This window comes from Streptomyces sp., from assembly GCF_031178505.1.
GTDB classification, from domain to species: Bacteria; Actinomycetota; Actinomycetes; order Streptomycetales; family Streptomycetaceae; genus Streptomyces; species Streptomyces gulbargensis.
The window spans coordinates 1-5,330 of sequence record NZ_JAPSIW010000501.1 but is presented as its reverse complement, the minus strand read 5'-3'; the positions used below and the strand labels follow the sequence as shown (position 1 = coordinate 5,330).

Genomic DNA, 5,330 nt, shown 5'->3' with positions numbered 1-5,330 from the left:
CGCTCGCGGTACCGCGCAGCTGCGCCGTCCTGACGCCGATCGGGCCCGGGTAGACCGAGCCGTACGTGTGCCCGGTGTACGAGCGGGCCGGCGGGCACACGTTGAGACAGGCCGAACAGCGGATGCAGCGCAGCGCCTGCCGCCCCACCTCGTCGGCGAGCGCGGCGGTGCGCCCGTTGTCGAGCAGCACCAGATGGAAGGCGCGCGGCCCGTCGCCGTCCGCCGTCCCCGTCCACATGCTCGTGTACGGGTTCATGCGCTCAGCCGTCGAGGAACGCGGCAGGGTCTGCAGGAACACCTCCAGGTCCCGCCAGGTCGGCACCACCTTCTCGATGCCGACCACGGAGATCAGGGTCTCCGGCAGGGTCAGGCACATCCGGCCGTTGCCCTCCGACTCCACCACGACGAGGGTGCCGGTCTCGGCCACCATGAAGTTGGCCCCCGAGATCCCGACCTTCGCCCGCAGGAACTTCTCCCGCAGATGCAGCCGTGCCGCCTCGGCCAGCTCGGCCGGAGCGTCCCCCAGCCCTTCCGGCGCCGGCCGCCCCCAGGCCCCCATCCGCGCGCGGAAGATGTCCCGGATCTCCCCCCGGTTGCGGTGGATGGCCGGCACCAGGATGTGCGAGGGGCGGTCCTCGCCGAGCTGCACGATCAGCTCCGCCAGATCCGTCTCGTACGCGGAGATCCCCTCCGCCGCCAGGTGTTCGTTGAGCCCGATCTCCTGCGTGGCCATGGACTTGACCTTGACGACCTCCGTCTCCCCGGTGGCGCGTACCAGGGAGGTGACGATCTCGTTCGCCTCCGCCGCGTCGGCCGCCCAGTGCACCGTCCCGCCCGCCGCCGTCACCGCCTCCTCCAACTGGAGCAGGTACGCGTCGAGGTGACGGAGCGTCTGGTCCTTGATCCGTCGGCCCGCCTCGCGCAGCTCCGCCCAGTCGTCCAGTTCGGCCACCGCCCGTGCCCGCTTGTCGCGGATCGTGTGGGTCGCGTGCCGCAGATTGGCGCGCAGCGTCGGATCGCCGACCGCCGCCCGCGCCGCCTCCGGGAACGCCGGCATGCCGACGAAGGTTCCGCTCACCGCCAGGGCTCCTCTTCCGTGCTCGCCAGGATCTCCGCCAGGTGCACCGTCCGCAGCGGCGCGCCCCGCCGGCTCGCCATGCCGCCCAGGTGCAGCAGACAGGAATTGTCCGCGCCGCACAGCACACCCGCACCGGTCGCCAGGGCGTTCGTCAACTTGTCCGCCCCCATCGCGGCGGAGACGTCCGGGTTCTTCACCGCGAAGGTTCCGCCGAAGCCGCAGCACTCCTCGGCGCCCGGCAGCTCCACCAGGTCCAGGCCCCTCACCGCCTCCAGGAGCCGGCGCGGCCGCTCCCCGAGCCCGAGGAGCCGCAGACCGTGGCAGGACGGGTGGTACGTCACCCGGTGCGGGAAGTACGCGCCCACGTCCGTCACCCCCAGGACGTCGACCAGGAACTCCGTCAACTCGTACACGCGCGGCGCCAGTTCCGCCGCCTGTCGTCCGAACGGCGGATAGTGGTGGCGGACCATCGCCGCGCAGGACCCCGAGGGCACCACCACGTGCTCGTACCCGGCGAAGGCCCGCACGGTGCGCCGCACCAGCGGTTCCGTCTCCCGCCGGTATCCGGTGTTGAACTGTGGCTGCCCGCAGCAGCTCTGGGCCGCGGGGAATTCCACCGTGACCCCCAGCCGCTCCAGGAGCCGGACCGTCGCCACGCCCGTCGCCGGGAACACGGCGTCGTTGACGCAGGTGACGAAGAGGGCGACGCGCATCAGCAGTTCCTCGGGGACGACGGCTCCAGTCGGGCGGCGGCACGGTCCCAGGCCGAGCCGTCGCCCCGCGGTAGGTAGTGTCGCAGGGGCTGCGTCCGCGCGACGAGCCGGCGCATCGAGGGCAGGTCCCCGACCAGCCCGGCGGCCCGCGCCTGCACCAGGACGTTGCCGACGGCCGTGGCCTCGGCCGGGCCCGCGACGACCGGCAGCCCGGTGGCGTCGGCGGTCAGCCGGCACAGCAGCGCGTTCCGCGCGCCGCCGCCCACCAGATGGATCCGGCGCACGGACCGGCCCGCGAGCGCGGCGGCCCGCCGCAGGACCGTCCGGTGCGCGAGCGCCAGGCTCTCCAGGACGCAGCGCAGCACCTCCGCCGGGCTTTGCGGCACCGGCTGCCCGGTGCGCCGGCAGTACGCCCGGATCCGTGCCGGCATGTCACCGGGGGCCAGGAACTCGGGCGCGTCGGGGTCGATCAGCGAGGCGAAGGGCGTCACGCGTTCCGCCGCGCCGAGCAGCGCCGGCAGGTCCACGGCGTGGCCCCGGCCCTCCCAGGTGCGCCGGCACTCCTCCCACAGCCAGAGGCCCATGACGTTCCGCAGGAAGCGGACCGTGCCGTCGACGCCCCGCTCGTTGCTGAAGTTCGCCGCCCGCGCCTCCTCGGTGAGGACCGGGGCCGGCAGTTCGAGGCCGGCGAGCGACCAGGTGCCGCAGGACACGAACGCCACCTCCGGTTCCGTCGCCGGGACGGCGGCCACCGCCGACGCGGTGTCGTGCGAGGCGACCGTCGTCACCGGCGTCCCCGGCGCGAGCCCGGTCGCCTCGGCCACGTACGGCAGGACCGGGCCCGCGGGATCACCGGGGGAGCGCAGCGGCGGCAGCAGCCCCGGCGCGATCCCCGCCCGGGCGGCCAGCTCCGCCGACCACCGGCCGGAGCGGGCGTCGAGCAGCCCGGTCGTCGACGCGTTGGTCACCTCCGCCCCGACCGTCCCGGTCAGCCAGTACGTGAACAGGTCCGGCATCAGCAACATCGTCCTGGCCGCCGCCATGTGGGCGCTCGCCGAGGCCGAGGCCAGCTGGAAGAGCGTGTTGAACGCCAGGTGCTGCAGGCCCGTCACCCGGTACAGCTCCGCCGCCCCGACCGCCTCCCGGATCCGCTCCGCCACCCCCTCCGTCCGCCCGTCCCGGTAGTGGAACGGGGCCCCGAGCAGCACCCCGTCGGCGTCGAGCAGCCCGTGGTCCACCGCCCAGGTGTCCACGCCCACCGACGCGACCGGGCCCCGCGCCGCCGCCGCGCGCAGCCCGTCGAGGACGCCCCGGAACAGGGCCAGGGCGTCCCAGCGCAGACCGTCCGGCAGCCGCACCGGCACGTTGGGGAAGCGGTGCACCTCGGTGAGGCCGAGCGTGTCGTGCCCCACCCGCCCCAGGATCACCCGGCCGCTGGTGGCCCCGAGGTCGACCGCCGCGAACGTCTCCGTCCGCCCGCTCACCGCAGGAACGCCGCGGCGACGCCCGCGTCCACCGGGACGAGCAGTCCCGTCGTACGGCTCAGGTCCCCGCCGGTCAGCGCGAACACCGCGTCGGCCACGTGCTCCGGCAGCACCTCTTGCCTCAGCAGGGTCCGCCGCGCGTAGAAGGCGCCCAGCTCCTCCTCGGGGATGCCGTACATGGCGGCGCGCCGCGCCCCCCAGCCGCCGGCGAAGATTCCCGAACCCCGCACCACCCCGTCCGGGTTGACGCCGTTGACGCGGATGCCGTGCCGGCCCAGTTCGGCGGCGAGCAGCCGCACCTGATGGGCCTGGTCGGCCTTGGCGGCGGAGTAGGCGATGTTGTCAGGACCGGCGAAGACCGCGTTCTTGGAGGCGACGGAGACGATGTCCCCGCCGAGCCCCTGCGCGATCATGACGCGCGCCGCCTCCCGGGACACCAGGAAGGAGCCGCGCGCCATCACGTCGTGCTGGAGGTCCCAGTCCGCCGCCGTGGTCTCCAGCAGCGGCTTGGAGAGGGAGAGCCCGGCGTTGTTCACGACCAAATCGACCCCGCCGAAGGCGAGGAGCGCGGTCCGGAAGGCGGTGGCGATCTGTTCCTCCGAGGTGACGTCCACCGTGACGGCCACCGCCCGGTCCCGGCCGCCCAGCTCCTCCGTCACGGCCGCGGCCCCGTCCGCGTCACGGTCCGCGACCACCACACAGGCGCCCTCGGCGGCGAGCCGGTGCGCCACCGCCCGGCCGATGCCGCTGCCCGCCCCGGTCACCAGCGCGACCCGGCCGGCCAGCGGGCGGGGCGCCGGCATCCGCCGCAGCTTCGCCTCCTCCAGCTCCCAGTACTCGATGCGGAACTTCTCCGCCTCCTCGATCGGGGCGTACGAGGAGACCGCCTCGGCCCCGCGCATCACGTTGATCGCGTTGACGTAGAACTCGCCCGCCACCCGGGCGCCCTGCGCGTCCGGCCCGAAGGAGAACATGCCCACGCCCGGCACCAGGACGATCGCCGGGTCCGCGCCCCGCATCGGCGGCGAGCCGGCGCCGGCGTGCCGCGTGTAGTAGGCCGTGTACTCCTCCCGGTAGGCGGTGTGCAGTTCGCGCAGCCGGGCCACCGTCCGCTCCAGGGGCGCGTCGGCCGGCAGGTCCAGGACGAGCGGCCGGACCTTGGTGCGCAGGAAGTGGTCGGGGCAGGAGGTGCCGAGCGCGGCGAGCTTCGGATGCGCGGCGCGGGCCAGGAAGTCGAGCACGGTCTCCGAGTCGGTGAAGTGGCCGACGCGGGGCACGTCCTGGGAGGCGATCGCCCGGACGTACGGGGCGAGGGCCGCGGCCCGTTCCCGCCGGGCGGCCTCCGGCAGCGCCGCGTACCCCTCGACGACCGGCCCGAAGGGCTCGGGCCGGCCCCGCTCGGCGAGGAAGGCCTCGGCGGTGCGGATGATGTGCAGCGAGCGGCGCTCGCACTCCTGGGAGGTGTCGCCCCAGGCCGTGATGCCGTGCCCGCCGAGGACGCAGCCGATCGCCTCCGGATGCGCCTCCTTGACGGCGGCGATGTCCAGGCCCAGCTGGAAGCCGGGGCGGCGCCACGGCACCCAGACGACGCTGTCGCCGAAGCAGTCGGCGGTGAGCTTCTCCCCGTCGGCGGCGCAGGCGAGCGCGATGCCCGCGTCCGGGTGCAGATGGTCGACGTGCGCGGCGTCGACCAGACCGTGCATGGCGGTGTCGATGGAAGGGGCCGCGCCGCCCTTCCCGTACAGGCAGTGGTCGAGGGCGGCGACCATCTCGTCCTCGCGTCCGACCCCCGGGTACACCTCCTTCAGGGCGCGCAGCCGGTCGAGGCGGAGCACCGCGAGCCCGTCCTCGGTGAGCGTGCCCAGGTCGCCGCCCGAGCCCTTGACCCACAGGAGCGGCACGTCGCCGCCGGTCACGGGGTCGCTGACGGTGCCCTTGGCGGAGGCGTTGCCGCCCGCGTAGTTGGTGGTGCGGGGGTCGGCGCCGAGCCGGTGGGCGCGGGCGAGGAGCGCGGCGACTTCGGAGGGAGTGGCGGAGGTCATGGGCGTTCGTCCG

General features: G+C 74.7%; 4 protein-coding genes. All 4 read right to left on the bottom strand.

Annotated elements, in window-relative coordinates:
* The coding region (locus tag RIF68_RS26330) for a lactate utilization protein B (RefSeq protein WP_309053786.1) at positions 1-1,078 on the bottom strand (1,078 nt) is incomplete at its 3' end.
* Positions 1,075-1,791: a (Fe-S)-binding protein gene (locus RIF68_RS26325; RefSeq protein WP_309053785.1), complete on the bottom strand. Its 717-nt coding sequence runs from the start codon at positions 1,789-1,791 to the stop codon at positions 1,075-1,077. The genes RIF68_RS26330 and RIF68_RS26325, both read right to left, overlap by 4 nt.
* Entirely contained in the window at positions 1,791-3,275 is a 1,485-nt protein-coding gene (locus RIF68_RS26320; protein WP_309053784.1) for a rhamnulokinase family protein, read from the bottom strand. Before RIF68_RS26320 ends, RIF68_RS26325 begins: the two co-directional genes overlap by 1 nt.
* Positions 3,272-5,317 carry a bifunctional aldolase/short-chain dehydrogenase gene (locus RIF68_RS26315; RefSeq protein ID WP_309053787.1) on the bottom strand — a complete coding sequence of 682 codons (2,046 nt, stop codon included), beginning with the start codon at positions 5,315-5,317 and terminating at the stop codon, positions 3,272-3,274. Before RIF68_RS26315 ends, RIF68_RS26320 begins: the two co-directional genes overlap by 4 nt.
* Between the last annotated feature and the right edge of the window lie 13 nt (positions 5,318-5,330).

Excerpts from the sequence above, each read along its gene's own strand:
- RIF68_RS26325 (WP_309053785.1), bottom strand. The coding sequence starts at position 1,791 with ATGCGCGTCGCCCTCTTCGTCACCTGCGTCAACGACGCCGTGTTCCCG.
- RIF68_RS26315 (WP_309053787.1), bottom strand. The coding sequence starts at position 5,317 with ATGACCTCCGCCACTCCCTCCGAAGTCGCCGCGCTCCTCGCCCGCGCC.